This is a genomic window from Domibacillus sp. PGB-M46 (genome assembly GCF_022668875.1).
Taxonomy (GTDB): domain Bacteria; phylum Bacillota; class Bacilli; order Bacillales; family Domibacillaceae; genus Domibacillus.
Genome location: NZ_JAKGCR010000101.1, coordinates 1 through 266 on the forward strand (window position 1 = coordinate 1; position 266 = coordinate 266).

The 266-nt window shown below is 53.8% G+C and carries 1 protein-coding gene; it reads left to right on the top strand.

Annotated elements, in window-relative coordinates; genetic code table 11:
- Positions 1 to 266: MFS transporter (locus L2D08_RS23790; protein ID WP_242238025.1), on the top strand; the 266-nt coding region annotated here is incomplete at both ends.

The following is a 266-nucleotide window of genomic DNA, read 5'->3' on the forward strand; positions in this document are numbered from 1 at the left end:
TCGGCTTTTGCCTGGTCCTATGTCGCCGGCCAGATTCCCGGCGGATGGCTGCTGGACCGGTTCGGCTCAAAGAAAGTATACTTTTGGAGTATTTTCTTATGGTCGGCTTTTACGCTTATGCAGGGTTTTATTGGTTTCTTTGGCACTGCCGGAACCGCTGTGATGATCCTGTTCGGCCTTCGCTTCTTAGTCGGGCTGGCAGAAGCACCTTCTTTTCCTGCCAACAGCCGGATCGTCGCTTCCTGGTTTCCAAGCCATGAACGCGG